Source organism: Pseudomonas sp. S2_F07 (genome assembly GCF_054668325.1).
This window is the reverse complement of the sequence record NZ_CP162758.1, coordinates 5,669,855-5,695,217: the sequence shown is the minus strand read 5'-3', so window position 1 is coordinate 5,695,217 and position 25,363 is coordinate 5,669,855. Positions and strand designations below refer to the sequence as shown.

Here is a 25,363-nt window from a genome sequence, read left to right as displayed (position 1 = left end):
AGGCCAGAGCTTTCACCTCAGATTCCACAGAGCTGCCGCAACAGCCCGGTATCCAGATGCTTCTCCACCAGATCCGCCAGCCGCTCGATATCGCGCTCGCGCAACGCGTGGTAATCCACTTCCTGCACTTCCTGCAACCCGGCCCAGCGCAGCAGTGCACTGCATGCCGCCGGCGATTCGAACAGCCCGTGCAGGTAGGTGCCGAAAATCTGTCCGTCAGCACTTTGCGCACCATCACAGCGGCCGTCATCCAACTGCACGGCAGCGTTTTCCAGAGCAGGTCCGGTGGTCACGCCGGCATGAATTTCATAACCCGCCACCGGCGCGTCTTCCAGCGCCAGGCGACCACGCACATTGCGCAACTGCTTCTCTTGTTCGAGCCGGGTCTGGAATGCCAACAGTCCCAAACCAGCACTGGAACCCGGCGCACCTTCCAGCCCCAGCGGATCATGCACCTGCTCACCGAGCATCTGCAGGCCGCCACAGATCCCCAGCAGTTTCCCGCCGTAACGCAGATGCCGGGCGATGGCGGCGTCCCAACCGTTGGCTCGCAGGTACGCGAGGTCGCTGCGCACACTTTTCGAGCCGGGAAGAATGATCAGGTCGGCGGGAGGAATCGCCTGGCCGGGGCCGATGAATTGCAGGTCCACTTGCGGATGCAGGCGCAGCGGATCGAAATCGGTGTGATTGCTGATGCGCGGCAGCACCGGTACCACCACCTTCAGCACCTGCTCGGCTTTATCGGCCTGGCGTTGATCGATGCCATCCTCGGCCTCCAGGTGCAGATCCATCACGTACGGCAACACGCCGACCACCGGTTTGCCGGTGCGCTCTTCGAGCCAGTCGAGACCGGGTTGCAGCAACGCGATGTCGCCTCGGAAACGATTGATGACGAAGCCTTTGACCCGCGCCTGTTCGCTCGGTGACAGCAATTCGAGGGTGCCTACCAGGTGGGCGAAAACCCCGCCGCGATTGATATCGGCGATCAGCAGCACCGGGCAATCCACCGCTTCGGCAAAACCCATGTTGGCAATATCGCCGGCCCGCAGATTGATTTCCGCAGGCGAGCCCGCGCCCTCGACCATCACCAGCGGATACGCCGCGCTCAAGCGCTCGTGGGAGGCCAGCACCGCTTGCATGGCGATGGTTTTGTAGTCGTGATAGGCGACGGCATTCATGGTCGTGACGGCACGGCCATGGATGATCACTTGAGCACCGGTGTCACTGTTGGGCTTGAGCAACACCGGGTTCATGTCGGTGTGCGGTTCAAGGTTCGCGGCCTGGGCCTGGACCGCCTGGGCCCGGCCGATCTCGCCACCGTCGGCGGTCACCGCACTGTTGAGGGCCATGTTCTGCGGCTTGAACGGCACCACCCTGACGCCCTGGCGCGTGGCCCAACGGCACAGCGCGGTCACCAGCGTGCTTTTACCGGCATCCGATGTGGTGCCCTGCACCATCAGCGTGGTCATTGGTTTTCCTTGGCAAAATCGTCGAACGCCTGCGCCAGTCGTACCCAGGCGATCTCGTCACCGGGCAAGCCGAATCGCAGGCTGCTGTTGTGCGTGAACAACCGCAGGAGAATGCCGCGCCGGGCCATGAACTCATGCAGTGCTTCGGCGCGCTCGGTGATCAGCCACTGGAACAGCGCGCAACCACCCTGGGGCTCCAAGTCGTGTTGCGCCAGCAACGACGCAAGGCGCTCGCTGGCCTCTTCGGTGCGCAGCCGTTGCGCCGTTTGCGCCTCGGTATCGCGCAGGCAGGCCTGGCCCACGACCCGGGTTGCCCCGCTCACGGCCCAGGGTCCCACTTGTTCTGCCAGCAACTTGAGCAACTTGCGCTCGGCCAGCACAAACCCCAGGCGCACACCGGCCAGGCCGAAAAACTTGCCAAAGGAACGCAAGACAACCAGCCCGACTTGATGGGCAAACGGCGCCAGGCTCAGTTGCGGCGTGTTATCCATGAACGCTTCGTCCACCACCAGCCAGCCACCGCGCTGGGCCAGTCGCGTGTGCCAGTCGAGCAGGCGACTGGGGGTGAGGCTCAGGCCCGTGGGGTTATTCGGATTGACCACCACCAGCACGTCGAAACTGTCGATAAAGAAGTCGACTTCCTGCTCCAGCACTTCACGCACGATGTAGCCGTTGCGACGCCACGCTTCGGCGTGCTCGGCGTAACACGGCGACAACACGCCGACCTTGCCCGCCCGACGCAAGCGCGGCAGCAGTTGAATCGCCATTTGCGAGCCGGCCACCGGCAATGCCTGCAAGGTGCCGTAGTAATCACAGGCGGCCTGCTCCAGGCCATCGTCCGCCTCCGGCAAACGGGCCCAGGCTCGCAGCGGAATATCCGGCACCGGGAACGACCAGGGCGCAAGGCCCGTGGACAGGTCCAGCCAGTCGGCTTCATCTATGCCGTATTCGAGCGCCGCCTTGCGCAGTCGCCCACCGTGCTCAAGCATAAAATTCGGCCCCCAGGCAGAGAATCAGCAGCCACAACCATACCCCGCGCTGGACCAATTGCCAGCCCCGGTCGATGGAGTCGGCATCCGCCGGCACACCTTCGCCCAACTGCGGACGCTGATGCAGTTCGCCGTGATAAATCGCCGCCCCACCCAACTCGACGCCAAGGGCACCCGCCCCTGCCGCCATCACCGGGCCGGCGTTCGGGCTGTCCCAGGTCGGGCCCTGGCTGCGCCAGCATTTCAACGCCAGCCGGGTTTTGCCCAGCAGCGCGTAAGTCAGCGCCACCAGGCGCGCAGGAATGTAATTGAGCAGGTCGTCGACCTTCGCCGCCGCCCAGCCGAAGCGTTCGAAGCGCTCATTGCGATAACCCCACATCGCATCCAGCGTATTACTCAGGCGGTAGAGCACCACGCCCGGCGCACCCGCCACGGCAAACCAGAACAACGCCGCGAATACCGCATCGCTACCGTTCTCCAGCACCGACTCGGTAGCGGCACGGGCGACTTCGGTTTCATCCAGATCACTGGTTTTACGGCTGACCAGATAACTCACGCGCTTGCGTGCTTCATCAAGATCACCGCCACGCAGGGCCCCGGCCACAGGCTCGACGTGCTCACCGAGGCTGCGCATGCCGAGGGCGCAATAGAGCGCGAGAATCTCGACGATCCAGCCGACATAAGGCGCCCAGGAAAAGGCCGTGGCCAACAGCGTCAGCGGCACCACGGCGATCACCCACGCGGTGACGCCATGACTGCGCCAGCCGCGACCGCCACCGTTGAAACGTTGCTCGATGCGCTCGGCAAAACGGCCGAACGCCACCAGCGGATGCCAGCGTTTGGGTTCACCCAGCAGCGCATCCAGCGCAACCGCGGCGACGCTCAACAACGCCACACTCATTGACTCACTCCCCAATAATTTTCGTACAGCAATTCATGTAGCGGACGCGCCTGTGCCCAGCCTTCGAGCACCAGCATCGGCGCCGGGTAAAACTCCTTCACCGGTCCCAGGCACAGCACCGCCAGCGGCTTGGCACCAGGAGGCAACCTCAACAGGTCCGCCAGCGCCCGGGGTTCGAACAGCGACACCCAGCCCATGCCCAGCCCTTCGGCGCGGGACGCCAACCACAGGTTCTGGATCGCGCAGGACAACGAAGCCATGTCCATTTCCGGTAGCGTGCGGCGGCCGAAGATATGCTGCTCACGGTCGTCCATCAGTGCGGCGACCAGTACCTCGGCGCAATCGTTGATGCCTTCGACCTTGAGCTTCATGAACTCATCGCTGCGCTCGCCGAGGGCTTCGGCGGTGCGGATGCGCTCTTCTTCCACCAGGGCCTGGATTTGCCCGCGCAAGGCACGATTGCTGATGCGAATGAAACGCCAGGGCTGCATCAGGCCGACACTGGGTGCCTGGTGTGCGGCCTCGAGCAGGTGCCGCAGCAATTCGGGCTCGACGGTGCCGCCGCTGAAGTGGCGCATGTCGCGGCGCTCGGCGATGGCACGATAGACCGCCGCGCGTTCGGCTTCAGAGAATGCGTTGTCGCTCATGGCCTCTTCGCGAGCAAGCCCGCTCCCACATTTGAAGGTGACCGGCCTGAAGAAACGCAATCCCCTGTGGGAGCGGCGGTGCGACGATTCGACTTGCTCGCGAAGGCAGCTTCAAGGTCCGGCGCAAACAACGCGGCAATCGCCGAGGGATTGGACGGAAAATAAAAATGCACATAAGAGGCTGTCATCCGCCCTTCACGGTAGACCGCCTCCGCTCCGCGCCCGCCGTTAGGGCTCAAGCCACGGGCAATCGGCGTCAGTTCAGTGGTGGTCAGCGAATGGTGATAGGTGTGCCCGCGCAGCGAACCCTCCGGCAATTCCACCGCCTGCAACGCCAGCGCCGCCAGACGCTTTTGCATGACCGCATCACCGGCCAGCAAGCCAACCAGTTCGGCGCGAGTGCCCTCGACATCGGTCAGGGAATCGAGCAGGTACAGCATGCCGCCACACTCGGCGAGCAAAGGCTTGCCAGCTCGGTGATGGGCGCGGATCGCGTCGAGCATCGCGGTGTTTTGCGCCAGCGCAACATGGTGCAGTTCCGGGTAACCACCCGGCAGATACAGGCTGTCCGCCTCCGGCAACACTCGGTCGCGGATCGGCGAGAAGAACGACAACTCGGCGCCCATCGCCCGCAGCAGATCCAGGCTCGCGCCGTAGGTGAACGCAAAGGCTTCATCCCGGGCGACGGCAATGCGCACACCAGCGAGCAGCGGTTCGGCCGCAATGACATCAGGAGCAGCGAACTCGACCGCCGGCGGCAGCGCGACCTCGCAACTGCTGGCCAGGGCATCGGCGGCCGCATCCAGACGCAGATCAAGATCGTTCAGCTCACTGGCCTGCACCAGCCCCAGGTGCCGGCTCGGCAATTCGATCCCGGTTTCCCGGGACAGCGCGCCGTACCAGCGCAAACCTTCAGTCAGGCTACCTTCGAGCAGTTGCGCGTGGCGCAGCGTGCCGACACGATTGGCCAGCACGCCGGCGAACGGCAAGTCCGGCTGATAACGCGCCAGCCCCAGGGCCAATGCGCCAAAGGTCTGGGCCATGGCGGTGCCATCGATCACCCCCAGCACCGGCACACCGAAATGCCGCGCCAGGTCGGCGCTCGACGGCGTACCGTCGAACAGCCCCATGACGCCTTCGATCAGGATCAGGTCGGCTTCAGCGGCGGCTTCCCACAGCAACCGGCGACTCTCCTGCTCGCCGACCATCCACATGTCCAGCTGATACACCGGCGCACCGCTGGCGCGTTCGAGGATCATCGGATCGAGAAAGTCGGGGCCGCACTTGAACACACGGACCTTGCGCCCCTGATTGCGATGCAATCGGGCCAGTGCCGCGGTGACGGTGGTCTTGCCCTGGCCAGAGGCCGGCGCGGCAATCAGTACTGCCGGACAGTGTCGAGGCTGACTCACAACTCGACGCCTTTCTGCGCTTTGATCCCGGCCTGAAAGGCGTGCTTGATCACGCCCATTTCGGTGACGGTGTCGGCCATTTCGATCATTTCCGGCTTCGCGGCGCGACCGGTGACCACCACGTGTTGCATCGGTGGTCGGGCCTGCAAATCACTGAGCACTTGATCGAGATCGAGGTAGCCGTGCTTGAGGGCGATGTTCAGCTCATCGAGCACCACCAGGCCGATGGACGGATCGCGCAGCAATTGCTGCGACACCGACCAGGCGGCTTCGGCGGCGGCGATGTCGCGCTGGCGATCCTGGGTTTCCCAGGTAAAGCCTTCGCCCATCACATGAAAGCGCACCTGCTCGGGAAAGCGCCGGAAGAACAACTCTTCGCCCGTGCTGTTGCGGCCCTTGATGAATTGCACCACGCCGCATTGCATGCCGTGCCCCATGGCGCGGGCAAGCATGCCGAAAGCCGAACTGCTCTTGCCCTTGCCGTTGCCGGTCAGCACCAGCAGCAGGCCACACTCGTTCGGGGAATTGGCGATGCGCTCGTCGATCACGGCTTTTTTGCGCTGCATGCGCGCCAGGTGGCGTTCGTCACGATCGGGGGTATCAGTCATGGGGGAGCTCTCCGTTGAGGCAGGAATAACGGCGGGCAGGCACAAGAATAGAAGGCAACAAAGCCTGGCATCGCCCACCGTGATGCCGCTGGATGAATCAGGCCGGTCTCCGGGCTCATGAGTGGCGCGGGGCCGGACTGTGCGCCTTCCCGCATCGATTCGACACAGTGGCATCACACACAGTTTTCACTCATTTACCGTTGCGGGGGCAGCGCCGGAATTGCGGGCCTTCGACCAACAGAAGGACCCACTCACCGGCTTCCCTGTTTCACTCTGTCGACCCAAGCCACAGAGCACCTGAAACAAGCCGCGAAGGTTAGAGGGTTGGGGGTGGAGCGTCAATTAAAGCCGGGAGGCCATCGGCCGAATAACTGCCATCAATCAATAAACTGACGTCAATCTTGTGCCACGCTCCCAGCAGTGATATCAAAGAGCCACAACCTCACAACACAACAACAAGGGTGAGCCCATGCAAGGCATGATCATCAGTAATCCAAAGCTGGAATTCCTGCGTCCGGTGCTCGAACACTGGTTCGAATGCATCGACCGTTACAACGCCGTCCGCGGCGATGGCGACACACCGTACTGGCACGACGAAAAGGCCAATCTCGGACTGCTGTCCGCCGCCGCCTGGATGGCCGAGATGGTCACGCTGCAACAGACGCCCACCCGCAAGCAGACAGAAGAAGGCGAACGCAACAGCCGCGCCGACCTGCTCCTGGCCTCCTCCGAAACCCGCGCCTACATCCAGACCAGCCAGCGCTGGCCACGGGTCAACAGCCTCAACCTGTCCCAGGCCCTGCTCGATATCGCCAGCGATGCGAAGCGCCTGAGCCACGCCAGCGACCTGAAACTCGGCTGCCTGTTCGTCGCCCCGCAAAAAGCCCAGCAGGGCGCCACGCCGGAAGAACTCCAGGACATGGTCGACGACCTGCAAAAGGAACACAGCTGCGCTGTCGCCTGGTATTTCCCTTATGCCTATCGCAAGTTGCGCAACGAAGCCGGCAACTATCACCCCGGCATTGCGGTGCTGTTCAAGGAGGCTCGCGGCTGAGGGTTGAACCATCGCACAACAATGCTTCTCTATGATTAGAACAAGGCATTCATAGGGAAGACCAGCATGCGCACGCCCCCGCTCGCTCTCGTTATCGCGCTCTGCGGAGGGCTCGCCGCTTGTGGCGAGACCTCCCGCCTGCAAGTCTCCGATGGCACCGGCCCATCACCCCGACTACCAGAACCCAACAAGACACTGGTTCCGACCGTGAACATCGCCCCGGCCATCGGCTGGCCACAGGGTGCGAAACCCATCGCCGCCACGGGCACGCAAGTGACCGCTTTTGCCGAGGACCTGGATCACCCCCGCTGGCTTTATGTGCTGCCCAATGGCGATGTGCTGGTGGCGGAAACCAATGCACCACCCAAACCCGAAGACGGCAAAGGCATTCGCGGCTGGGTCATGAAGAAAGTCATGGGCCGCGCCGGGGCCAGGGTGCCCAGCGCCAACCGCATCACCTTGCTGCGCGACAAGGACCACGATGGCGTCGCGGAAACCCGCACGGTGTTTCTGCAGAACCTCAACTCGCCCTTCGGCATGACCCTGGTCGGTAATGACCTGTATGTGGCCGACACTGATCGCCTGCTGCGCTTTCACTATGAAAATGGCGATACGCAGATCAAGTCGCCGCCGATCAAGGTGGTCGACCTGCCGGGTGGCCCGCTGAACCACCACTGGACGAAAAACGTCATCGCCAGCATGGATGGCAGCAAGTTGTACGTCACCGTGGGCTCCAACAGCAACGTCGCCGAAAACGGTATGGACAAGGAAGAAGGTCGCGCGGCGATCTGGGAAGTGGATCGCGCCACCGGCCAGCAGCGGATCTTCGCCTCCGGTCTGCGCAACCCCAACGGCATGGCCTGGGAACCGCTCAGTGGCGCGCTGTGGACCGCGGTCAACGAACGGGATGAAATCGGCAGCGACCTGGTTCCGGACTACATCACTTCGGTGAAAGACGGCGCATTCTATGGCTGGCCGTACAGCTACTACGGCCAGCATGTCGATATTCGCGTTGAGCCGCAAAACCCCGACCTGGTGGCCAAGGCGATCGCCCCGGACTACGCCGTCGGCCCGCACACGGCATCACTGGGCCTGACCTTCGCCGAAAACAGCAAGCTGCCACCGCCCTTCACCCAAGGGGCATTCATCGGGCAGCACGGCTCATGGAACCGCAACCCCCACAGCGGCTACAAAGTGATTTTCGTGCCGTTCAGCGCTGGCAAACCTGCCGGAAAGCCCGTTGAAGTGCTCACAGGTTTTCTCAACGACAAGGACCAAGCCATGGGCCGCCCGGTGGGCGTGGTGATCGACCGACAGGGTGACCTGTTGGTGGCTGACGATGTGGGGAACAAGGTGTGGCGGGTTTCGGCTGCCAGGTAACACCATCCCGGATGAACTCAGAACCTGTGGGAGCGAGCTTGTCTCCGGGCGGCGATCCGACGATGAGGCCGGCACATTCAACTTTGATGTTGCCTGACCCACCGCCATCGCGAGCAAGCTCGCTCCCACATTGGATTGGAGTCAGTGCTTACCTTTTGCGGCAAAGGGTCAAACCATCACCAATCGGCAACAACGACAGATCCACCCGCGCATCCTCCTTCAACGCCCGGTTGAGCGCCTGGATCGCCCGGGTGTCCGCGCTCTCGGGATTGGCCTCAAGCACGCGCCCGCTCCACAGGGTGTTATCGAACACCACCAGCCCGCCAGCTCGTAGCAATCCCAGGGCGTGTTCCAGATAAGCCGGATAGTTGGCCTTGTCGGCATCGATGAACACCAGGTCGTACTGCCCGCCCTGCCCTTGCCGCTCAAGTTCGGTGAGGGTGTCCAGCGCCGGGGCCAGTCGCAGGTCAATCCGTTCGGCTAGCCCCGCTTCCTGCCAATAGCGCCGTGCAATGGCGTTGTAGTTGCCAGGGATGTCACAGCAAATCAGCGAACCGTCAGCAGGCAATGCCGCCGCCATGCACAGTGCGCTGTAGCCGGTAAAAGTGCCGACTTCGAGCAAGCGCCTGGCCCCCGTCAGCTTTACCAGCAAAGCTAGAAACTGCCCCTGCTCGGGTGCCACCTGCCAGCGTGCCATCGGCAGCGCCTGGGTCTCATCGCGCAAGCGCTTGAGCAGCGGCGTTTCGCGCAGGGAAACATCGAGCAGGTATTGGTACAGATCGTCGTCGAGATTGAGCGTGCGAGCAGTCATGACCACCAGCTCCGGAAGTTATGGATTGCGCGCCAAATGTTCAGGCTGCAGCACACGCTTGGCGCTCAGGTAAGCCTTTTGCCAATACGCCTTGGACAGGCTGTCGAGCTTCACGGTGCCACCGGTGGCCGGCGCGTGGACGAAACGCCCTTCTCCCACGTAGATGCCGGCATGACTGACCTGGGAACCGCCATTGGTGGCGAAGAACAGCAGGTCGCCGGTCTGCAAGCCTTCCTTGCCCACATTCGCCGCTTGCATGGAGATCATCTCGCGCGTGGTGCGCGGCAAGGCAATGCCGGCGACATCGCGGTACACGTAAGCGATCAGGCCGCTGCAATCAAACCCGGAATCCGGTGTGTTGCCACCCCAGCGATAAGGCGTGCCCACCAGCCCAAGGGCGCGAAACAGCACGTCTTCCGCTTCGGGCGAAAACGCTTGTGACGAGCCAAATACGATGGGAGCACGAACCACCGGCGCAGGAGGCGGTGTGCGACTGGCGCAGGCACTGAGCAGCGCTGCGAAGAACATGATTGCGAGGCGGGCCGACGTCGTCATAAGCAGAACATCCTGATCTGGCTGCGGCTTTTTCTGCGGAGAGCGCAGAAAAGAAAACCGCCTGCGTTGGACGCAGGCGGTTTGCCATCATTTGTAGATCAAGATTCTAGCGGCTACACGACAAACTTCAAGTAAGACTTTAAGTTCGCCTTACAAATTGTCCGCTTATTTGCGTGCAGTGACGATTGGCGATGCGTTAGGTGCCATTGCCAGGGCGCGCTTGGCTTCGATGAAGGTCTTGCTCCAGTAGCTGTCGCCCAGGCTATCGATACGCACACCACCGCTGCGGCGGCTGCTGGAGTGGATGAACTGGTTGTCGCCCAGGTAGATCCCGGCGTGACTGACGCGACCACGACGACCGTTGGTTGCGAAGAACAGCAGGTCGCCCGGTTCAAGCTTGCTGCGCGAGACCAGCGGAGCGTCCACGTTGATCATTTCGCGGGTGGAGCGTGGCAGGTTCATGCCCGCTTCTTCGCGGAACAGGTAACCGATGAAACCACTGCAATCGAAGCCGGCTTCAGAAGTACCGCCGAAACGGTAACGGGTACCGATCAGGGACATGCCACGTTCGAGGATGCTGTCGGCCAGGACTGGAAGCTGGTAGGACTTGCCGCCAGCGAAGTCTGCGAGTTCTTTTTCGGTAGCCAGCTCTTCCTGAAAGAGAGCGGAAGACTGGGCAGTGGCCGAGTGTTGAACCTGCTGTTGCGGAGCTTGCTGGGCCACTGGAGTGTGGGCCGCGCAACCGAACAACAGGGTGACGAGTGCGAGAGGCACGAGGGGTGCGAAGCGATTTAGCATGGGCACGACCGTGGCTGATAGTTGTAAAGAAGCCGAGACTATGCCCGCTATCAGCCTCATTTGCAAATTCAATCGATCTTTTTGTGACTTATCCGTTTCTCGTTTACATCTAAGCGCTTAAGCCCATTTTAAACATGCACGCGGCCTGCAACCTGGCAGGAAAGCGGGATATCTGGCGCCTGAAAGATGCCTAACCGCCTAAAAGCTCCGGTTTCAGCGGGTTTACCAACCGAGGGTTTCTTTCAAAAACGGGATTGTCAGCTTGCGCTGAGCCTGGAGGGAGGCCTGGTCGAGACGCTCGAGCAGCTCGAACAGCGCACTCATGCTGCGGGTACCGCGAGTCAGAATGAAATGCCCGACTTCATCGGTCAGATGCAGGCCACGACGGGATGCGCGCAATTGCAGGGCACGCAGTTTGTCCTCATCGGACAGCGGACGCATCTGGAAGATCAAGGCCAGGGTCAGGCGGGATTTGAGATCCGCCAGCTTCACCGGCAGCTCACGCGGGGATGTCGATGCGGCAATCAGCAAGCGTCGACCGCTGTCACGCAAGCGATTGAACAGATGGAACAGCGCCTCTTCCCAGTCCGCTCGCCCGGCAACCACTTGCAAATCATCCAGGCAGACCAGTTCGTACTGTTCCAGGTTGTCGAGGATTTCGATGCCGCGATCGAGCAACTCGGCCAACGGCAGGTACACCGCCGGCTCGCCCAATTGCTCGAAGCGCAGGCAAGCGGCCTGCAACAGGTGCGTACGCCCTACCCCGTCCTTGCCCCAAAGATAGATCAGGCTTTCGGTCCAGCCGGCGTCGGCTTCGCACAGCCGCTCGACATAGCCGAGTGCAGCGGCATTGGCGCCTGGGTAGTAGTTGATAAAGGTGGCGTCGTCACGCAGACGCACACCTAGGGGCAGCTGAATCGGTTTCATGCTGACTGAACAGTTCCAAAGGAACCGTTAGTGGCCTCTATGTAAAGTTTGCGAAGTTTATACCCGTGAAGCGGGTCGCACAATGCGACAGACCACAAGCAAAATCAAAGGTTTGCGTTAATGCACCGGTTTTGTGACAGATTCTTTGGCGGTGCATGTGACAGTCGGGCGAAGCCAGCAGACTGATCCGGTACGAACCCGGGCAGCCCGCCATCGCCTATTGCCCCCCCTTAAACCTGCGGCTCGTCGCCTCTTCTATAGATCTCAGAATCCTTATACAAATCATTCACATGGCGCACCAGCACCATGATCACCGCGGCGACCGGCAATGCCAGTAGCACACCGGTAAAGCCAAACAGTTCACCACCGGCCAGGATCGAGAAAATCACCGCCACCGGGTGCAGGCCAATCCGGTCACCGACCAGCAAAGGGGTCAGCACCATGCCCTCCAGCGCCTGACCGACCATGAACACCGCGACAATGCCGAGCATGGGGTAAAGATCACCACCGAACTGGAACAACCCAGCAAGCAGCGCCGCGCCAATGCCGATGATAAACCCCATGTACGGCACGATCGCCGCCAGGCCGGCAATCAGGCCGATCAGCAGGCCCAGCTCCAACCCGACCAGCATCAGGCCGGCTGCGTAGATCACACCCAGGGCCACCATCACCAGCAACTGCCCGCGCACGAACGCTCCGAGCACTTCATGGCATTCACCCGCCAGCGACACCGCGCGCGCCTCACGATCACGGGGCAACAGGCTGCGGACCTTGGCCATCATCAGGTCCCAATCGCGCAGCAGGTAGAAGCTCACCACCGGAATCAGCACCAGGTTCGCCAGCCAGCCAATCAACGCCAGCCCCGAGGCCGTGGCATGGCTCAACACTACGCCGACAACATCAGTGGTCTGACTCATATGCTCGCTGATGGCGGCCTTGAGCTTGTCAAACTTCCAGAAACCGTCCGACAGGCCGAACTTCGATTGCGCCCAGGGCAACGCCGTGTGCTGCAGCCAGTCGAGCATCTGCGGAGCCAGTTCATATAAACGAAACAACTGCCTGGCGAGCAACGGCACCAACACCAACAACAGCGCGGTGAAGATCAAGGTAAACAGGGTAAATACCGCCACGACACCCCAGGTTCGGGACAGGCCTGCCTTCTCCAGCCGATCCACCAGCGGGTCGAACAGGTAGGCCAACAGCAGCGCCACCAGGAACGGCGTGAGGATCGGATGCAACAACCAGACAAACACACACAGCAGGACCACCCCACCGAGCCAGAACCAACGCCGCGTATCGGCCATGAACCACTCCATTGCTTCTATATAAAGAAAGAAAAACTACCAGCGAAAACGCAGTTGCGGGATCGGGGCCGGCGCGGCGGCTGGCGCCGGGCTGCCGGCGGCTGGCTGAACGGGCGCTACCGGGGCCGGGACCTGACCCGCCGGCGCTTCCTGCAGCCTCGCCAGCGACAGTTGCGCACGCAGTTGATCGACGCTGCCGTTGACCCGATAGAGAATCCGGTCGCCCTCGACACTTTGCACACGCCCGCCAAACGGTTCCAGCAAACGCCCGAGAGACGCGTAGTGTTCAAGATTCATGCCTTGCACTTCCAGCAGTTGCTCGCTCGAAGCACCGGGTTTGGCGACAAACCGCGGCGCCAGGCGCTCGTTGACCGCCAGCATCACCGCATCGGCCACGGCGGCCTGATCGGCGCCTTGCACGCTGCCCGCCTCTTTTTTATCCCCCAGCCACAATTGCCACTTGGCTTGCCACTGCCCGCCCTCCTCCTTGGCGTGTACCGCGAGCAGGGCGTCGGCGTTGTAGCGTTCCGATGCCGCAAGCAAAGGCGCGGGATCTGCGCCTTCCAGATTCGGCGCAGTGGCGACGATCTGTTCGTTCAGGTCCGCCAACGGCAAGCGCAATGGCAAGCCACGGTGCTGGGCAGCCCGACGCAACGGCATCGCGCTGGCCTGGCCGTCGCCCACCAGGCTTGAACCCTCGGTGGAATCATTCAACCACCAGCCGAGGATCGACGGTCGATTGGCGCCCCACATGGCCAGGCCGGCACGACGCAAGGCCTGCTCGGTGGTGCCCGGGTCGAAATCGACCTTCAGGACTTCCGGCGGCCCGGCCTCAAAACCGTATTGGCTGATGATCTGTTGCGGGTCTTTGCGAATTGCCGCCAGCCCCGGGCTTTGCGCGGCCTTGGGGTCGCCGGTCAGGCGCAACACGAGCGTGTCCAACGCACGTTGGGTCGCCTGGTCGCGCTCCTCGGGCGACTGGCCATTCACCGGCTCGCGCACCAGGTAAAGGCCTTTGACGGTTTCGGCTTGACTGACCAGGCTGACCACTGACAAACAACTCACAAGCAAGAATTTACAAAAACGCATGGAAGATTCCTGATGACAAGAGCGGCTGGAACAGACCGCATGAAGACGATCGAGCAAGACTGTGACCGTTGCCCGACGCAAAACATTCACACGCTCCGGGTAAGTTTTCGCACTGTCATAACGATAGACGGTTAATCGCGATACCTTATACAGCCATGCAGGATGCCACCGACACCGCGCATCAACGGTTTTTTTTGACCGGATATGGCCCTGCTGTCGGCCTGAGGATGGCCGCTGCGCCTCAAGCCTGATAAAATCGCGCGCCTTCGCAGACCGGCAACAGCCGGGTAGTGTCCGAATAGCGCGCATGGTTCTCGCCTACGCAGTTTCGGCGCTCCCGACGGACTCGGTCGTTACCCAGAAATCCCCCCTAAAGGCCTGGATCATGAGCAAGCAACCCTCCCTGAGCTACAAGGACGCCGGTGTAGACATCGACGCCGGTGAAGCATTGGTCGAACGCATCAAGAGCGTCGCCAAGCGCACTGCGCGCCCGGAAGTCATGGGCGGCCTGGGCGGTTTCGGCGCCCTCTGCGAAATCCCGGCCGGCTACAAGCAGCCTGTGCTGGTTTCCGGTACTGACGGCGTCGGCACCAAGCTGCGCCTGGCACTGAACCTGAACAAACACGACAGCATCGGTATCGATCTGGTTGCCATGTGCGTCAACGACCTGGTGGTGTGCGGCGCCGAGCCGCTGTTCTTCCTCGACTACTACGCCACCGGCAAACTGAACGTCGACACCGCCGCCCAGGTTGTGACTGGCATCGGCGCTGGCTGCGAACTGTCGGGCTGCTCGCTGGTTGGCGGCGAAACCGCTGAAATGCCGGGCATGTACGAAGGTGAAGACTACGACCTGGCCGGTTTCTGCGTCGGCGTCGTGGAAAAATCCGAAATTATCGACGGCTCCAAGGTCGCTGCCGGCGATGCCCTGCTCGCCCTGCCATCTTCCGGCCCGCACTCCAACGGCTACTCGCTGATCCGCAAGATCATCGAAGTGTCCGGTGCCGACATCGAGAACACCCAGCTCGACGGCAAGCCGCTGACCGACCTGCTGATGGCCCCGACCCGTATCTACGTGAAGCCACTGCTCAAGCTGATCAAGGAAACCGGCGCAGTCAAAGCCATGGCCCACATCACCGGTGGCGGCCTGCTGGACAACATCCCGCGCGTTCTGCCAAAAGGCGCTCAGGCCGTGGTTGACGTGGCCAGCTGGAACCGCCCTGCAGTGTTCGACTGGCTGCAAGAGAAAGGCAACGTTGACGAGAACGAAATGCACCGCGTGCTGAACTGCGGCGTGGGCATGGTCATCTGCGTCGCTCAGGAGCACGTGGAAACTGCCCTGAACGTTCTGCGCGAAGCGGGCGAACAGCCTTGGGTCATCGGCCAGATCTCCACCGCTGCCGAAGGCGCGGCTCAGGTTGAACTGAAGAACCTCAAGGCTCACTGATGCCTAAGACCTGTGATGTCGTGGTGCTGTTGTCCGGCACCGGCAGTAACTTGCAGGCCTTGATCGACAGCACGCGGACCGGCGACAGCCCGGCCCGCATCGCTGCGGTGATTTCCAACCGCGCCGACGCCTACGGCCTGCAGCGCGCCAGTGACGCGGGTATCGATACCCGCGCCCTGGATCACAAGGCTTTCGAAGGTCGCGAGGCCTTCGACGCCGCGCTGATCGAACTGATCGACGCCTTCAACCCCAAACTCGTGGTTCTGGCCGGATTCATGCGCATTCTCAGCGCTGGTTTCGTACGCCATTATCAGGGTCGCCTGCTCAATATCCATCCGTCGCTGCTACCCAAATACAAAGGGTTACACACTCATGAGCGCGCGCTGGAGGCCGGCGACACCGAGCACGGCTGCTCCGTGCACTTCGTCACCGAGGAACTCGATGGCGGACCACTGGTCGTACAGGCTGTAATACCGGTAGAGTTACAGGATTCGCCGCAGAGTCTGGCGCAGCGGGTCCATGTTCAGGAACACCTGATCTACCCGATGGCCGTACGCTGGTTCGCCGAAGGTCGTCTGGCCCTCGGCGAGCAAGGTGCTTTACTGGATGGACAGCTACTCGCGGCCAGCGGCCACTTGATTCGAAACTAGGAGATTTTATGCGTCGCGCCCTGCTCTTCGCTTGCGCTCTGCTCGCCTTGCCCTTGACCCAGGCGGCAGACCTTCAACCTTTCTCCGCCAGCTACACCGCCGACTGGAAACAGCTGCCCATGAGTGGCACTGCCGAGCGCAACCTCGAAAAAACCAGCGATGGCAAATGGAAACTGAGTTTCAAGGCATCGATGATGATCGCCAGCCTGTCCGAGGAAAGTACCCTCACCATGGACAAGGACACGCTTCTTCCAGAGTCGTATCACTTTGAACGTGGCGGCTTGGGCAAGGCCAAGAAAGCGGATCTGGATTTCGACTGGAACACCAAGATGGTCACCGGTACCGATCGCGGCGACGCGGTCAAGGTTCCGCTGAACCGCGGCATGCTCGACAAATCCAGCTACCAACTGGCTCTGCAGCACGACGTCGCCGCCGGCAAAAAAAGCATGAGTTATCAGGTGGTCGACGGCGGTGAAGTCGATACCTATGACTTCCGCGTGCTGGGCGCTGAAAAGGTCGACACCAAGGCCGGCAAGATCGATGCAATCAAGGTTGAACGTGTACGCGACCCGACACAAAACAAACGCATCACCGTGATGTGGTTCGCCAAGGATTGGGATTACCTGCTGGTCCGCCTGCAACAAGTCGAAACCGACGGCAAGGAATACAACATCATGCTCCTGGACGGTACGGTCAACGGCAAGCCGGTCAAAGGCAGCTGATCCGGATCGATACAAAAAGCCCCGCAGTCGCGGGGCTTTTTTGTGGGTTCTGAAAATTGGAACACCCGACAAGCGCGATGGCTCTATACCTTCAAGGTCTTTTTTGATCGAATGAGTTTTCCTGTCGCCTGCGAGGTTTGCCATGACCGTTACCGTCAACACCGTCTCCGCCGAAGGTTTGCGCCACAGCGTCCAGATCGATGACCACGAACTCTTCGCCGACGCGCCCGTCACGGCTGGCGGAGAGGGCTCGGCTCCGGAACCGCACGATTATTTCGATGCCGCGCTGGGTGCCTGCAAAGCCCTCACCCTGAAGCTGTATGCCAGGAAGAAAGACATCCCGCTGACCGGTGTCGGCGTCGAGGTCAAGCGCGACAACAGCCTGGAACAGAAAGGCCAGTACGCGCTGCACGTCAAACTGACCCTCAAGGGCGTACTCACCGACGCCCAGCGCGATGAACTGCACCGCGTGGCCGATCGCTGCCCGATCCACAAGCTGATGACCACCTCTGAAGTCAGCATCGAAACGCACTTGTCCGAAGGCGCGTTCAGCCAATAGCGGCAAGGGCTGCCCAAGCGGGTTATGCTCGAACGCATTACCCGCTCAGCCTGGAACGCACCATGAACACTCCGCTAGTGATCCGCCCCCGCACCGAAGATGTCGAAGGCCAGCCGATTCTTCGCCCGCTGCCATCAGCCAAGTGCCGCAGCGTCGGGCCATTCGTGTTTTTCGATCACATGCTGGAAACCCGTTATCCACCGGGCAAAGGCATGAACATCCGCCAGCATCCGCACATTGGCCTGTCCACCCTCACCTACTTGTTCCAGGGGCAGATCCAGCACAAGGACAGTCTCGGTTCCGATCAAGTGGTCGGGACTGGCGACGTCAGCTGGATGACGGCCGGCAGTGCCATCGCCCACGTCGAACGCACCCCCGAGGCTCTGAAAGAAAGCGGTTTCACGATGCACGGCCTGCAGATCTGGCTGGCTTCACCCAAGGACAAAGAGCAAGGTCCGGGGCATTACAGCCACCATCCGGCGTCCACATTGCCGGTCAGCGAAAACCTGGGAGTGAAGATTCGCATGATTGCCGGGTCAGGCTTTTGCCTGGAATCGCCCGTGCCGGTGCTTTCTCCTACGCTGTATGCGGAACTGCACCTGCAAACGGCGACCACATTGCTGATTCCCACCGAGCATGAAGAACGCGCGCTGTATGTGTTGAGCGGTGAGGTGCAACTCGATGGCGAGTCGATAGAGCCGTACTCGCTGGTGGTACTGCCTGCGGGGGAGGAGATGACTCTGTTTGCTGAAAGCGACAGTCACGCCATGTTGTTCGGCGGTGCTCCGCTGGACGGGTCACGACGGATCAACTGGAATTTTGTCGCGAGCGATCCGGCGGCGATTGATGAAGCACGCCGGCGCTGGGCGGCCGGGGACTGGCCGACGGTGCCGGGGGAAGTTGAGAGGATCGAATTGCCCTGAGATTTTAGTTGCCTGTGGAACCGCCTTCGCGAGCAAGCCCGCTCCCACATTGGAACGCGGTTAAATGTGGGAGCGGCGGTGCGACGATTCGACTTGCTCGCGAAGGGGCCGGTTCAGGCTCTGACAAAGTCGGTGTCAGGCAACAGATCAGCCCTTGAACACTTCATCCAGCAGATTGTGCATCGACGTGAACGCCCGGGCAGCCACCTTGGCGTCATACATCATCATCCCCGGCACGTTGGCGTGCGGGTCGGTGAACGAGTGGAACGCACCGCCGTAGCTCAGCAACTGCCAATCCACACCCGCCGCGTTCATTTCATCTTCGAACGCCGGCAACTGCTCCTTCGGCACCAGCGGATCGGAGGCACCGTGCAGCACCAGGACCTTACCCTTGATGTTATTCGCATCAGCAGGGTTCGGCGTGTCCAGCGTGCCGTGGAACGACACCGCGGCCTTCACCGGCGCGCCGGTACGGGCGAATTCCAGGGCGCAGCAGCCGCCGAAGCAGAAACCGAAAGTGGCCAGTTTCGAAGTATCGACAGCCACCTCGCCCTGCCCCTGCAGCTGCTCGAACGCCACTTGCATGCGCTTGCGCAGCAATGGGCGGTCATTCTTCAACGGCATCATGGCCGCGCCGGCCTCGTCATTGTTCGTCGGACGAACCGATTGACCGTAAAGGTCAGCGATCAACACCACATAACCCTTGGATGCCACTGCTTTGGCGATCTCTTCGGCACCGGCGCTGACACCCATCCAGTTCGGCGCCATCAACAACCCCGGGCGCGGGCCTTTATGGTCGGCATCAAAGGCCAGACGGCTTTCGTAAGCCTGGCCGTCAATCTGATAGGCAACGGAACGTACAGTGATTTGGCTCATTTCTGACTCCTGATTATTGAACACCAGAATGAAAAAACCCGCCGAAGCGGGTTTTTCTGCAACACGGTCAGGCCGATAGTTCGACCAGCAGCTTGTTCAGACGGCGCACATAGGCCGCCGGGTCTTTCAAGCTGTCGCCGGCCGCCAGGGCCGCCTGATCGAAGAGGATGTGCGCCAACTCACGGAAGCGCTCCTCGCTCTGCTCGTTGTCGAGCTTCTCGATCAGCGGGTGAGTCGGGTTGAATTCGAAGATCGGCTTCGAATCCGGAACCTTCTGACCGCTGGCTTCGAGGATCTGACGCATCTGCAAACCCAGGTCCTGCTCGCCGATGGCCAGAATCGCCGGGGAGTCGGTCAGACGATGGGAAACCCGAACGTCAGCAACGGATTCGCCCAGCGCAGCTTTCAGACGCTCGACCAGACCTTCTTTGGCCTTGGCGACTTCTTCCGCGGCCTTCTTGTCCTCTTCCGAGTCCAGGTTGCCCAGGTCCAGGTCACCGCGTGCCACGTCGACAAAGCTCTTGCTGTCGAAATCGCTGAGGTAGCTCATCAACCACTCGTCGATGCGGTCGGTCAACAGCAGCACTTCGATGCCTTTCTTGCGGAAGACTTCCAGGTGCGGGCTGTTTTTGACTTGCGCGTAGGTTTCGCCGGTCAGGTAGTAGATCTTGTCCTGACCTTCCTTGGCGCGCGCCAGGTACTCGGCCAGGCCGACAACCTGTTCGCCATCGTCGCCATTGGTCGACGCGAAACGCAGCAGGCCGGCGATTTTTTCCTTGTTGGCGAAATCTTCTGCCGGGCCTTCTTTCATGACCTGACCGAAGTTTTTCCAGAAGCCCTTGTATTGCTCAGGCTCGTTCTTCGCCAGTTTTTCCAGCATGTCCAGGACGCGCTTGGTCAGCGCCGACTTCATCGAGTCGATGATCGGGTCTTTCTGCAGGATTTCCCGCGACACGTTCAGCGACAGGTCGTTGGAGTCGACCACACCCTTGATGAAGCGCAGGTACAGTGGCAGGAAGGACTCGGCCTGATCCATGACGAACACGCGCTGCACGTACAGCTTCAGGCCTTTCGGCGCTTCACGCTGGTACAGGTCGAACGGCGCACGGGTCGGCACGTACAACAGCGAGCTGTATTCGAGCTTGCCTTCGACCTTGTTGTGGCTCCAGCTCAGCGGGTTTTCGAAATCGTGAGCGATGTGCTTGTAGAACTCCTGGTATTCCTCGTCCTTGATCTCGGTACGCGGACGGGTCCACAGGGCGCTGGCGCGGTTGACGGTTTCCCACTCAACGGCCGGCTGCTCTTCGCCTTCGGCAGCGGCCACTTCTTTCGGCAGCTCGATCGGCAAGGCGATGTGGTCGGAGTACTTCTTGATGATGTTGCGCAGGCGCCAGCCATCGGCGAACTCGTCTTCACCGGATTTCAGGTGCAGGACGATGCGAGTTCCGCGTTCGGCCTTGTCGATGGTCGCCACTTCGAAGTCACCTTCGCCCTCGGACGACCAGTGCACACCTTCGCTGGCAGCGCTGCCGGCACGACGGCTGTACACATCGACTTTGTCAGCAACGATGAATGCGGAGTAGAAACCGACACCGAACTGGCCGATCAGGTGCGAGTCTTTCTTCTGGTCGCCGCTCAGGTGCTTCATGAAATCGGCGGTGCCGGACTTGGCGATGGTACCCAGGTGGGTGATCGCGTCTTCGCGGCTCATGCCGATACCGTTGTCTTCGAGGGTGACGGTTTTAGCGTCCTTGTCGAAGCTCACACGGATTTTCAGTTCGGTGCCGCCTTCCAGCAACTCTGGCTTGGCCAGGGCTTCGAAACGTAATTTGTCGACAGCGTCAGAGGCGTTCGAGATCAATTCGCGAAGGAAAATTTCCTTGTTGGAATACAGCGAATGGATCATGAGATGCAGCAGTTGCTTCACCTCGGTCTGGAAGCCCAGGGTTTCCTTTTGAGTTTCCACACTCATGGTCATCAAACTCCAATCAGATGGCATAAGCCGCGACCATGAGGGTCGACGGCGGGTTGTCCTCAGAGTTTGGGGCTGAGTTCAGGATTTCAAGGGCTCTTCGAGTTTGAAATGTGCACGGGCCGTGGCAATGGGTTCGGCTTCGGTGCTTTGCCAGGCGGTAATCGCCACATTGGCGACCCGGCGTCCCTGGCGCCAGACCTGGCATCGGGCCCAGGTATCGCGAAATTGCCCGGCTCGCAGGTAATCCAGGGAGAAGTCGATGATCTTCGGTACCCCGGGCGATCCGGTAAACACCAACAGGTGCAGCGCCGCGGCCAATTCCATGAAACCGGCGATCACACCGCCATGAATCGCCGGCAACAAAGGGTTGCCAATGTTGTCCTTGTTCGCAGGCAGCTTGAACAGCAACTCATCCCCCACCCGCGAACATTCGACGCCGATCAGCCGAGCATAGGGAATCAAATCCAGCAGCGCGGCGTAATCGCCCTGCTCGTGGGCCTTTTGCAATTGATCCTTGATCGACTCGTTCATTGCGCACCTCCGGTAACCGCGCCACCAAAGCCCTTGGTGCCCTTGATGTGCTTGCCCATGCGCATGAAAGTGCCCATCACATGGGCAATGGGTTGCCCGGGGTCATCCTGATAGGCGAAGCCACGGGCAAAAATCACGTCGGTGGTGACCCGATAGCACTGGGCAAAGCCATAGACATCCTTATGCGGCTCGGCGGCGTGCATGTAGTCGATGCGCAGGTCGAGGGTCGGGCAGACTTCGAATTCCGGGAGCACGCAGAGGGTCGCCATGCCACAGGCGGTATCCATCAACGAGGTCAGCGCTCCGCCATGAATCACGCCGGTTTCGGGATTGCCGACGATCTGCGGGCTGTAAGGCAGTACAATCGTCAGCCCTTCGTTGCTGGCGCTGTGAACGCTTAGTCCAAGTACCTGGCAATGTCGCAGCGCTGACAAAAAGCGCTTCGCACGCTCAAAAACGGGGTTTTCAGCCATTTGATAAAGCCCTTGTTTATGTCCGTACAGTGCGGTGGCGGCCCGGATAAAAGTTCCGCGCTAGAGCAAACTTATATATCTGAAAGAATTATGGAACTTAACCCTGATGCGTGGGCTCTTAATGCCAGTAGATGCTTTTCATCAGGAGAAACACCCCATGCGTAAGACTTTAGCTATTGCCTTGATGTTGACCGCTTCCCTCGGTCTCGCGGCCTGCGATAAAAAATCCGAGGACAAAGCTCAAGATGCTGCCAAACATGCTGAGCAAGCTCAGCAAGACATGAGCAAAGCTCAGGATAAAGTGAACGACGCTGCGAAAGAAAACGCCGAAGCCGCCAAAGATCAGGCTGAATCGAACGCTGAAGCGGCAAAAGAGGCTGCTCCGGCTGCTCCAGCCACTCCAGCCGCTCCGGAAGCACCTAAGAACTAATACGGTTTTTAGCGTGGCAAAAGAAAACCCGCCAAGTGCGGGTTTTCTTTTGCCTTGAAAAAAGTGGTTAGAGCAAAAACGTTCGAAAAGTCGGACTAATCATCAACAACAGCGAACAGATTAATCCCAGTAGCCAAACCAGACTGCGCTGCCAGGCCAGGTCCTTCCAGTAACACACCAGATAAATAACCCGCGTGATCACGAAGATGATCGCCAGACAGTCGATCAGCCAGCCCGCCGTCTGCGTGGTATGCGCCATCAACACACCCACCGCAAACAACATGAAGGCTTCGAAACTGTTCTGATGCGCTGCCACCGCCCGGGCACCCAGCCCCGTGAGTTGCATCTGCTGTTGGCGCGGCAGGTGGTTATCGTAACCACCCTGCTCTTTCATGGCCCTGGTCACGGGCATTCGCGCCAGATAAATCAACACTGCACTGATAAACACGCACCAGAATGGAATACTCATCAAGCAGCCTCTTTGATTACCTCCGGCAACGGCGCCTCTGTAGGGGTATAGACCATCACGTCGAGTACGTCGGAATGAAACTCGCGGTGGTACAACACGAATACGACGCCGGCACTCATCAACATGAACAGCCACGGGCTGACGAACCAGGCCAGCATGGTCATGCCGAAGTAGTAGGAACGCAATCCGAAGTTGAACTGGTTGGCGGCCATGGAGATGACGCGGGCGGCGCGGGAAGCGAATGCCTTGCGTTCCTGCTCCGACACATGGCGCTCGCCGACCATCGGCGCCGAACCCACCAGTACCGCGGCAAAGTTGTACTGGCGCATGCACCAACTGAAGGTGAAGAACGCATAGACAAACACCAGCGCCAGGCACAGCAACTTGATTTCCGACATGCCCTGAGACGCCTGTTGCACCATCGGGATATCCGCCAGCAACGATACCGCCCGTTCCGAAGCCCCCAATACCGTGAGAATACCGGCCAGGATAATCAACGTACTGGAGGCAAAGAACGAAGCATTGCGTTCCAGATTGCCGATCACGCTGGCATCGGCGATTCGGTTGTCGCGCAGCAGCATGCGGCGCATCCAGTCTTCTCGATACAGGTGCAGCACACTGGCCAGGCACGCGGTGTCACGGCCTTTCCATGTGGCATAGCGGGTGTACCCGCCCCAGCAGATAACGAACCAGACGGCGGCAAGAAGGTGGATCAGGTTGGCTTGGATGAACGACATGCAGGTCCTTGTGAAGTAAATGCGGATTACACAGACCCTGTGGGAGCGAGTTCCCACAAAGGGTGTTGCAGTGCTTCGACGTTAGCTCAACGGAAAAGACACCGCATCCCTCACAAAAAAAATGCCCCGTATCGATTGATACGGGGCATTTCTGTTTTTGCTCAAGACCCGCTTGTGGCGGGTCGTGAAGCGACTTAAGCCAAGGCTTCGGCGCGCTTGCCCAGCAGGCGATCGCAGACCACCGCGACCACCAGTGTCATCACCGACGGCACCAGCCAGGCCAGGCCCTGCTCGCTCAGCGGCAGGTGGGCCATTTGCGTCGGCATCCAGTCCGCCAGGCCTGCACCCTTGAGGGCATCGATCAGGCCGAAGATGAACGACACCAGCATCACCGGGCCGAGGATACGACCCTGCTCATGCCAGAAGTCCTTGCAGAAGCTCAATGCCACCAGAACGATGCACGGCGGGTAGATCGCGGTCAGCACCGGGATCGAGAACGCAATCAGCTTGGTCAGGCCCAGGTTGGACACCAGCAGCGAGAACGCGGCGAGGATGATCACCAGCGTCTTGTAGGACAGCGGCACCACACGGCTGAAGTACTCGGCGCAAGCACAGGTCAGGCCGACCGCGGTCACCAGGCACGCCAGGGAGATCAGCACGGCCAGGAAGCCGCTGCCCAGCGAACCGAAGGTGTGCTGCACGTAAGCATGCAATACCGCCGCGCCATTGGTAGCGCCAGCGGCCACTTCATGGCTGCCCGAACCGAGACGGAACAGACTGACATACACCAGTGCCAGGCCCACGCCGGCGATCAAACCGGCGATGATCGCATAACGGGTGATCAGTGCTGGCGACTCGACGCCGCGGGAACGGATGGCGTTGACGATAACGATGCCGAACACCAGCGCGCCCAGGGTATCCATGGTCAGGTAACCATTGATGAAGCCTTGGGAGAACGGCGCCGCCACGTATTCAGGCGTGGCCTGGCCAATGTCACCGGCCGGCAAGGCGAAAGCTGCAATGCCCAGCACGGCCAGGGCGATGATCTTCAGCGGCGCGAGGAAGCGCCCTACGGTATCGAGCAAACGGCCCGGATACAGCGAGATGAAGAACACCAGCAGGAAGTACACCGAGCTGTACAGGAACAGCGCCAGCGGGCTCTCGCCGGTCAGCGGCGCCAGGCCCACTTCGAAGGATACCGTCGCGGTACGTGGCGTCGCGAACAGCGGGCCAACAGCGAGGTAACAAGCCGCTGCCAGCAGGCCACCGGCGACTTTACCGATCGGGCTGCTCAAGGCATCCATTGCACCGCCGACCTTGGCCAGCGCCACAACGGTGATCACCGGCAGACCGACCGCCGTGACCAGGAAACCCAGCGCCGCCATCCAGACATTGGGCCCGGACTGCAAACCGACGATAGGCGGGAAGATGATGTTGCCAGCCCCGACGAACAGGGCAAACGTCATAAAACCAAGTGCCAGGATGTCCTGGCCTTTCAACACTTTCATTAAGGAAATACCACACTACTGAATCGGAATTTAGAGAGGGATTTCCCTATGGGTGAGGGAAATGCTGTCAGTCCGTATAAGACCGACCCTTTTAGCGCGTTGCCGCCTTGTGGGCCGCAGAC

Annotated in this window: 27 protein-coding genes and 1 riboswitch; of the genes, 8 read left to right on the top strand and 19 right to left on the bottom strand. The window is 60.7% G+C overall.

From position 1 onward, the window contains the following. Positions 1-17 precede the first annotated feature (17 nt). From AB4O40_RS25855 to cobO, 6 genes are read right to left on the bottom strand one after another with little or no spacing between them, the layout of a single operon-like run. Positions 18-1,469, bottom strand: a complete 1,452-nt coding sequence (locus AB4O40_RS25855; RefSeq protein WP_056721726.1) for a cobyric acid synthase — start codon at positions 1,467-1,469, stop codon at positions 18-20. After that, positions 1,466-2,458 carry a threonine-phosphate decarboxylase CobD gene (cobD, locus tag AB4O40_RS25850; RefSeq protein WP_056721724.1) on the bottom strand — a complete coding sequence of 331 codons (993 nt, stop codon included), beginning with the start codon at positions 2,456-2,458 and terminating at the stop codon, positions 1,466-1,468. The genes AB4O40_RS25855 and cobD overlap by 4 nt, the downstream gene beginning before the upstream one ends. Further along, the gene (gene cbiB / locus AB4O40_RS25845; RefSeq protein WP_460057405.1) at positions 2,451-3,359 is read right to left on the bottom strand and encodes an adenosylcobinamide-phosphate synthase CbiB; all 909 of its coding nucleotides are present in this window, start codon (positions 3,357-3,359) and stop codon (positions 2,451-2,453) included. The genes cobD and cbiB overlap by 8 nt, the downstream gene beginning before the upstream one ends. Next, positions 3,356-4,006 (bottom strand): 5,6-dimethylbenzimidazole synthase, encoded by a 651-nt coding sequence (bluB, locus tag AB4O40_RS25840; protein ID WP_056721721.1) that lies wholly within the window; start codon positions 4,004-4,006, stop codon positions 3,356-3,358. The genes cbiB and bluB overlap by 4 nt, the downstream gene beginning before the upstream one ends. After that, positions 4,003-5,418, bottom strand: coding sequence for a cobyrinate a,c-diamide synthase (locus tag AB4O40_RS25835; protein WP_056721719.1), 1,416 nt, complete (start codon positions 5,416-5,418; stop codon positions 4,003-4,005). The genes bluB and AB4O40_RS25835 overlap by 4 nt, the downstream gene beginning before the upstream one ends. Further along, a complete protein-coding gene (cobO, locus tag AB4O40_RS25830) occupies positions 5,415-6,026 on the bottom strand; it encodes a cob(I)yrinic acid a,c-diamide adenosyltransferase (protein WP_056721717.1) in 612 nt (203 codons plus the stop codon). The genes AB4O40_RS25835 and cobO overlap by 4 nt, the downstream gene beginning before the upstream one ends. A gap of 83 nt (positions 6,027-6,109) precedes the next feature. After that, a riboswitch (cobalamin riboswitch) is annotated at positions 6,110-6,342 on the bottom strand. Between the two features lie 153 nt (positions 6,343-6,495). Here cobO and AB4O40_RS25825 point away from each other — a divergent pair. Both AB4O40_RS25825 and AB4O40_RS25820 read left to right on the top strand, forming a co-directional pair. Next, complete coding sequence (locus AB4O40_RS25825) at positions 6,496-7,080, top strand: hypothetical protein (RefSeq protein ID WP_056721715.1); 585 nt, start codon at positions 6,496-6,498, stop codon at positions 7,078-7,080. A 66-nt stretch (positions 7,081-7,146) separates the two neighbouring features. Continuing rightward, positions 7,147-8,460: a PQQ-dependent sugar dehydrogenase gene (locus AB4O40_RS25820; RefSeq protein WP_056721714.1), complete on the top strand. Its 1,314-nt coding sequence runs from the start codon at positions 7,147-7,149 to the stop codon at positions 8,458-8,460. 148 nt (positions 8,461-8,608) lie between these two features. Here the strand turns inward: AB4O40_RS25820 and AB4O40_RS25815 are convergent, their stop codons facing one another. From AB4O40_RS25815 to AB4O40_RS25790, 6 genes are all read right to left on the bottom strand, one after another. Then, positions 8,609-9,271, bottom strand: coding sequence for a class I SAM-dependent methyltransferase (locus AB4O40_RS25815; protein ID WP_056721712.1), 663 nt, complete (start codon positions 9,269-9,271; stop codon positions 8,609-8,611). A gap of 18 nt (positions 9,272-9,289) precedes the next feature. Further along, entirely contained in the window at positions 9,290-9,826 is a 537-nt protein-coding gene (locus tag AB4O40_RS25810; RefSeq protein ID WP_008049713.1) for a C40 family peptidase, read from the bottom strand. Positions 9,827-9,991: 165 nt separating this feature from the next. Beyond that, positions 9,992-10,624 (bottom strand): C40 family peptidase, encoded by a 633-nt coding sequence (locus AB4O40_RS25805; protein WP_056721709.1) that lies wholly within the window; start codon positions 10,622-10,624, stop codon positions 9,992-9,994. A 222-nt stretch (positions 10,625-10,846) separates the two neighbouring features. Then, positions 10,847-11,551: a DnaA regulatory inactivator Hda gene (gene hda / locus AB4O40_RS25800; protein ID WP_007984552.1), complete on the bottom strand. Its 705-nt coding sequence runs from the start codon at positions 11,549-11,551 to the stop codon at positions 10,847-10,849. Between the two features lie 230 nt (positions 11,552-11,781). Beyond that, complete coding sequence (locus AB4O40_RS25795; RefSeq protein WP_056721707.1) at positions 11,782-12,855, bottom strand: AI-2E family transporter; 1,074 nt, start codon at positions 12,853-12,855, stop codon at positions 11,782-11,784. Between the two features lie 36 nt (positions 12,856-12,891). After that, the gene (locus AB4O40_RS25790; protein ID WP_056721705.1) at positions 12,892-13,944 is read right to left on the bottom strand and encodes a DUF2066 domain-containing protein; all 1,053 of its coding nucleotides are present in this window, start codon (positions 13,942-13,944) and stop codon (positions 12,892-12,894) included. Positions 13,945-14,329: 385 nt separating this feature from the next. On the opposite strand from AB4O40_RS25790, the gene purM reads away from it, so the two are divergent. From purM to AB4O40_RS25765, 5 genes are all read left to right on the top strand, one after another. Next, positions 14,330-15,388, top strand: a complete 1,059-nt coding sequence (purM, locus tag AB4O40_RS25785) for a phosphoribosylformylglycinamidine cyclo-ligase (RefSeq protein ID WP_007984558.1) — start codon at positions 14,330-14,332, stop codon at positions 15,386-15,388. Then, positions 15,388-16,038 (top strand): phosphoribosylglycinamide formyltransferase, encoded by a 651-nt coding sequence (gene purN / locus AB4O40_RS25780; protein ID WP_056721703.1) that lies wholly within the window; start codon positions 15,388-15,390, stop codon positions 16,036-16,038. Before purM ends, purN begins: the two co-directional genes overlap by 1 nt. 8 nt (positions 16,039-16,046) lie before the next feature. Then, positions 16,047-16,760: a DUF3108 domain-containing protein gene (locus tag AB4O40_RS25775; RefSeq protein ID WP_056721701.1), complete on the top strand. Its 714-nt coding sequence runs from the start codon at positions 16,047-16,049 to the stop codon at positions 16,758-16,760. Between the two features lie 142 nt (positions 16,761-16,902). Continuing rightward, positions 16,903-17,319: an OsmC family protein gene (locus AB4O40_RS25770; RefSeq protein WP_046037641.1), complete on the top strand. Its 417-nt coding sequence runs from the start codon at positions 16,903-16,905 to the stop codon at positions 17,317-17,319. A 62-nt stretch (positions 17,320-17,381) separates the two neighbouring features. After that, the gene (locus tag AB4O40_RS25765) at positions 17,382-18,242 is read left to right on the top strand and encodes a pirin family protein (protein ID WP_056721699.1); all 861 of its coding nucleotides are present in this window, start codon (positions 17,382-17,384) and stop codon (positions 18,240-18,242) included. Positions 18,243-18,389: 147 nt separating this feature from the next. On the opposite strand, the gene AB4O40_RS25760 is transcribed toward AB4O40_RS25765, so the two are convergent. The 4 genes from AB4O40_RS25760 to AB4O40_RS25745 form a co-directional block, all read right to left on the bottom strand. Then, entirely contained in the window at positions 18,390-19,118 is a 729-nt protein-coding gene (locus tag AB4O40_RS25760; RefSeq protein ID WP_056721697.1) for a dienelactone hydrolase family protein, read from the bottom strand. 67 nt (positions 19,119-19,185) lie between these two features. After that, positions 19,186-21,090 (bottom strand): molecular chaperone HtpG, encoded by a 1,905-nt coding sequence (gene htpG / locus AB4O40_RS25755; RefSeq protein ID WP_460154615.1) that lies wholly within the window; start codon positions 21,088-21,090, stop codon positions 19,186-19,188. Between the two features lie 81 nt (positions 21,091-21,171). Beyond that, on the bottom strand, positions 21,172-21,624 hold the full coding sequence (locus AB4O40_RS25750) for a PaaI family thioesterase (RefSeq protein ID WP_056721694.1): 453 nt from the start codon (positions 21,622-21,624) through the stop codon (positions 21,172-21,174). After that, positions 21,621-22,097, bottom strand: coding sequence for a PaaI family thioesterase (locus AB4O40_RS25745; protein ID WP_056721692.1), 477 nt, complete (start codon positions 22,095-22,097; stop codon positions 21,621-21,623). Before AB4O40_RS25745 ends, AB4O40_RS25750 begins: the two co-directional genes overlap by 4 nt. A gap of 157 nt (positions 22,098-22,254) precedes the next feature. On the opposite strand from AB4O40_RS25745, the gene AB4O40_RS25740 reads away from it, so the two are divergent. Beyond that, a complete protein-coding gene (locus tag AB4O40_RS25740; protein ID WP_056722291.1) occupies positions 22,255-22,527 on the top strand; it encodes a hypothetical protein in 273 nt (90 codons plus the stop codon). A gap of 67 nt (positions 22,528-22,594) precedes the next feature. On the opposite strand, the gene AB4O40_RS25735 is transcribed toward AB4O40_RS25740, so the two are convergent. The 3 genes from AB4O40_RS25735 to brnQ form a co-directional block, all read right to left on the bottom strand. Next, positions 22,595-22,996 carry an MAPEG family protein gene (locus AB4O40_RS25735; protein WP_056721690.1) on the bottom strand — a complete coding sequence of 134 codons (402 nt, stop codon included), beginning with the start codon at positions 22,994-22,996 and terminating at the stop codon, positions 22,595-22,597. Beyond that, entirely contained in the window at positions 22,996-23,733 is a 738-nt protein-coding gene (locus tag AB4O40_RS25730) for a DUF599 domain-containing protein (RefSeq protein WP_056721688.1), read from the bottom strand. Before AB4O40_RS25730 ends, AB4O40_RS25735 begins: the two co-directional genes overlap by 1 nt. Positions 23,734-23,927: 194 nt before the next feature. Beyond that, positions 23,928-25,241 (bottom strand): branched-chain amino acid transport system II carrier protein, encoded by a 1,314-nt coding sequence (brnQ, locus tag AB4O40_RS25725; protein WP_056721686.1) that lies wholly within the window; start codon positions 25,239-25,241, stop codon positions 23,928-23,930. Between the last annotated feature and the right edge of the window lie 122 nt (positions 25,242-25,363).

Bases quoted from the DNA above. Each gene is read 5' to 3' on its own strand.
- AB4O40_RS25750 (WP_056721694.1), bottom strand. From the start codon at position 21,624: ATGAACGAGTCGATCAAGGATCAATTGCAAAAGGCCCACGAGCAGGGC.
- AB4O40_RS25810 (WP_008049713.1), bottom strand. From the start codon at position 9,826: ATGACGACGTCGGCCCGCCTCGCAATCATGTTCTTCGCAGCGCTGCTC.
- AB4O40_RS25815 (WP_056721712.1), bottom strand. From the start codon at position 9,271: ATGACTGCTCGCACGCTCAATCTCGACGACGATCTGTACCAATACCTG.
- AB4O40_RS25745 (WP_056721692.1), bottom strand. From the start codon at position 22,097: ATGGCTGAAAACCCCGTTTTTGAGCGTGCGAAGCGCTTTTTGTCAGCG.
- AB4O40_RS25805 (WP_056721709.1), bottom strand. From the start codon at position 10,624: ATGCTAAATCGCTTCGCACCCCTCGTGCCTCTCGCACTCGTCACCCTG.
- cobO (WP_056721717.1), bottom strand. From the start codon at position 6,026: ATGACTGATACCCCCGATCGTGACGAACGCCACCTGGCGCGCATGCAG.
- AB4O40_RS25855 (WP_056721726.1), bottom strand. From the start codon at position 1,469: ATGACCACGCTGATGGTGCAGGGCACCACATCGGATGCCGGTAAAAGC.
- hda (WP_007984552.1), bottom strand. From the start codon at position 11,551: ATGAAACCGATTCAGCTGCCCCTAGGTGTGCGTCTGCGTGACGACGCC.
- purN (WP_056721703.1), top strand. From the start codon at position 15,388: ATGCCTAAGACCTGTGATGTCGTGGTGCTGTTGTCCGGCACCGGCAGT.
- purM (WP_007984558.1), top strand. From the start codon at position 14,330: ATGAGCAAGCAACCCTCCCTGAGCTACAAGGACGCCGGTGTAGACATC.
- bluB (WP_056721721.1), bottom strand. From the start codon at position 4,006: ATGAGCGACAACGCATTCTCTGAAGCCGAACGCGCGGCGGTCTATCGT.
- AB4O40_RS25775 (WP_056721701.1), top strand. From the start codon at position 16,047: ATGCGTCGCGCCCTGCTCTTCGCTTGCGCTCTGCTCGCCTTGCCCTTG.
- AB4O40_RS25770 (WP_046037641.1), top strand. From the start codon at position 16,903: ATGACCGTTACCGTCAACACCGTCTCCGCCGAAGGTTTGCGCCACAGC.
- cbiB (WP_460057405.1), bottom strand. From the start codon at position 3,359: ATGAGTGTGGCGTTGTTGAGCGTCGCCGCGGTTGCGCTGGATGCGCTG.
- cobD (WP_056721724.1), bottom strand. From the start codon at position 2,458: ATGCTTGAGCACGGTGGGCGACTGCGCAAGGCGGCGCTCGAATACGGC.
- brnQ (WP_056721686.1), bottom strand. From the start codon at position 25,241: ATGAAAGTGTTGAAAGGCCAGGACATCCTGGCACTTGGTTTTATGACG.
- AB4O40_RS25740 (WP_056722291.1), top strand. From the start codon at position 22,255: ATGCGTAAGACTTTAGCTATTGCCTTGATGTTGACCGCTTCCCTCGGT.
- htpG (WP_460154615.1), bottom strand. From the start codon at position 21,090: ATGAGTGTGGAAACTCAAAAGGAAACCCTGGGCTTCCAGACCGAGGTG.
- AB4O40_RS25730 (WP_056721688.1), bottom strand. From the start codon at position 23,733: ATGTCGTTCATCCAAGCCAACCTGATCCACCTTCTTGCCGCCGTCTGG.
- AB4O40_RS25795 (WP_056721707.1), bottom strand. From the start codon at position 12,855: ATGGCCGATACGCGGCGTTGGTTCTGGCTCGGTGGGGTGGTCCTGCTG.
- AB4O40_RS25765 (WP_056721699.1), top strand. From the start codon at position 17,382: ATGAACACTCCGCTAGTGATCCGCCCCCGCACCGAAGATGTCGAAGGC.
- AB4O40_RS25760 (WP_056721697.1), bottom strand. From the start codon at position 19,118: ATGAGCCAAATCACTGTACGTTCCGTTGCCTATCAGATTGACGGCCAG.
- AB4O40_RS25825 (WP_056721715.1), top strand. From the start codon at position 6,496: ATGCAAGGCATGATCATCAGTAATCCAAAGCTGGAATTCCTGCGTCCG.
- AB4O40_RS25820 (WP_056721714.1), top strand. From the start codon at position 7,147: ATGCGCACGCCCCCGCTCGCTCTCGTTATCGCGCTCTGCGGAGGGCTC.
- AB4O40_RS25790 (WP_056721705.1), bottom strand. From the start codon at position 13,944: ATGCGTTTTTGTAAATTCTTGCTTGTGAGTTGTTTGTCAGTGGTCAGC.
- AB4O40_RS25735 (WP_056721690.1), bottom strand. From the start codon at position 22,996: ATGAGTATTCCATTCTGGTGCGTGTTTATCAGTGCAGTGTTGATTTAT.